This window comes from Adlercreutzia rubneri, from assembly GCF_009755265.1.
In the GTDB taxonomy this organism is placed as follows: Bacteria; Actinomycetota; Coriobacteriia; order Coriobacteriales; family Eggerthellaceae; genus Adlercreutzia; species Adlercreutzia rubneri.
This window is the reverse complement of the sequence record NZ_WPOO01000039.1, coordinates 1-2,500: the sequence shown is the minus strand read 5'-3', so window position 1 is coordinate 2,500 and position 2,500 is coordinate 1. Positions and strand designations below refer to the sequence as shown.

Below are 2,500 nucleotides of genomic sequence, written 5' to 3'. Positions count from 1 at the left end.
GGGCGTTCACAGCCGGCGGCGCCCCTTCTCCCGAAGTTACGGGGCCAGTATGCCGAGTTCCTTAACCGTGGTTCTCCCGATCGCCTCGGTATGTTCTACCCGCCCACCTGTGTCGGTTTTGGTACGGGCGCCGACGGCACTCCCTAGAGGTTTTTCTCGGAAGCATGGGCTCACCGGCTTCGCTCGCTCGCTTCGTCTCGCGTCTCAGGCCCCGTGCGCAGCTGATTTCCACGCTGCGCGCCCTACGCGCTTTCACGGGGACGTCCAGAACCCCGCCCGGCTACCCTTCTCCGTCGCCCCATCGGTAATGCCGCGCCGTCGGCGGTGCGGGAATGTCTGCCCGCTGCGCATCGGCTACGCCTCTCGGCCTCGCCTTAGCTCCCGACTGACCCTGGGGGGATTAGCCTCGCCCAGGAACCCTTAGGCTCACGGCGCCAGGGTTTCTCGCCCTGGTCTCGTTACTCATGCCAGCATTCTCACCTCCGCGCGGTCCACAGCAGGTCGCCCTGCTGCTTCGCCCCCCGCGGAGAGCTCCCCTACCACTGAATTCTCAGTCCGCCGCTTCGGTGCATCGCTTAGCCCCGTGAATTGTCGGCGCATGTCCACTCGACCAGTGAGCTGTTACGCACTCTTTAAATGCATGGCTGCTTCTAAGCCAACATCCTGGTTGTCTGGGCAGACGCACATCCTTTGCCACTCAGCGATGACTTGGGGACCTTAGCGGGCGGTCTGGGCTGTTTCCCTCTCGAGCGCGCAGCTTAGCCCACGCCCTCTGACTCCCGGCCTCTCGACCCGCGGCATTCGGAGTTCGGTTCGAGTCGGTAGGCGGTGAAGCCCCCTCGTCGATCCGGTGGCTCTACCACCGCGGGTTAACGGCCGAGGCTAGCCCTAAAGCTATTTCGGGGAGAACGAGATATCTCCGGGTTTGATTGGCCTTTCACCCCTATCCTGGGGTCATCCCCTCCGTTTTCAACCGAAGTGGGTTCGGCCCTCCACGGGGTCTTACCCCCGCTTCAGCCTGCCCCAGGATAGCTCACCCGGCTTCGCGTCTGCAGCGTGCGACTCACTCGCCATCTTAAAGGCTCGCTTTCGCTGCGGCTCGTTTCCAAACTTAACCTCGCCGCACACCGCAACTCGCTGGCTCATTCTACAAAAGGCACGCCGTCACAGCGCAAAGGCTGCTCCGACTGCTTGTGGGCGCACGGTTTCAGGTACTGTTTCACTCCCCTCTCGGGGTGCTTTTCACCTTTCCCTCACGGTACTGGTTCGCTATCGGTCACAGGAGAGTGTTCAGCCTTGGAGGGTGGTCCCCCCGGCTTCGGACCGGGTTTCACGTGCCCGGCCCTACTCGGGATACTCGTCAGCGGTCCGCATGGTTTCGCGTACGGGGCTCTCACCCGCTGCGGCCGGCCCTTCCATGCCGTTCCGCTACCATGTGGATTTGTGACCGCTCCCAGGTGGGCAGCACCTGGACGCGAGTCCCGCAACCCCCGGGCGGCAACGCCTGCCGCTTACACGCGCCCGGGTTTGGGCTGGTGCGCTTTCGCTCGCCGCTACTCGCGCAATCTCGGTTGATTTCTCTTCCTCGGGGTACTTAGATGTTTCAGTTCCCCCGGTTGCCTCCCTGCGCCCTATTTGATTCAGGCGTGGGTAGCAGGGCATGACCCCTGCTGGGTTCCCCCATTCGGAGATCCCCGGATCAAGGTGTGTTTGCCACTCCCCGGGGCTTATCGCAGCTTGCCGCGTCCTTCGTCGACTTCCTGTGCCAAGGCATCCGCCGTGCGCCCTAGATATCTTGTCCATTACCTAGGTCGCCAAAGAAGTAATTACTTCTAATGGTTTCGTCCGTTGGATATAAATGAGAATTTATTCCGTCGTATAACATACGTTCGCGATCGTGATGAATCGTCTATTCCATGATGCGAGCACCCATCGAGAACCTAATCAGCTTAGGAAATTGATGTTGGTGTTGATCATGTTGACATTTTCATGTCACGCGCTATGCAACTGTCAAGGTGCGCGGGGACTCTCGCTCGGAGCCCTCGCAGCCGGATGCTGGGGAGGATGAGAACGGCTCTAGGTTGTCTCCCTAGAAAGGAGGTGATCCAGCCGCACCTTCCGGTACGGCTACCTTGTTACGACTTCACCCCCCTTACCCTCCACACCTTCGACGCCTCCGCCCCAGAAGGGTTCGGCCGGCGGCTTCGGGTGCAGACGACTCGGGTGGTGTGACGGGCGGTGTGTACAAGGCCCGGGAACGTATTCACCGCGGCATGCTGATCCGCGATTACTAGCAACTCCGACTTCACGCAGGCGGGTTGCAGCCTGCGATCCGAACTGGGACCGGCTTTCCGGGATCCGCTCCCCCTCGCGGGGTGGCAACCCTCTGTACCGGCCATTGTAGCACGTGTGCAGCCCAGGGCATAAGGGGCATGATGACTTGACGTCGTCCCCACCTTCCTCCGGCTTGACGCCGGCAGTCTCCCGCGAGTCCCCAACT

At 61.6% G+C, this 2,500-nt stretch carries 2 rRNA genes (1 of these 2 cut by a window edge); both read right to left on the bottom strand.

Annotation, left to right across the window (positions count from 1 at the left end):
- Positions 1 to 1,801: ribosomal RNA gene (locus GO707_RS11730) — 23S ribosomal RNA — on the bottom strand; it reaches 1,164 nt to the left of the window's first position.
- Between the two features lie 292 nt (positions 1,802 to 2,093).
- A 16S ribosomal RNA gene (locus GO707_RS11725) occupies positions 2,094 to 2,500 on the bottom strand; the annotation flags it as partial.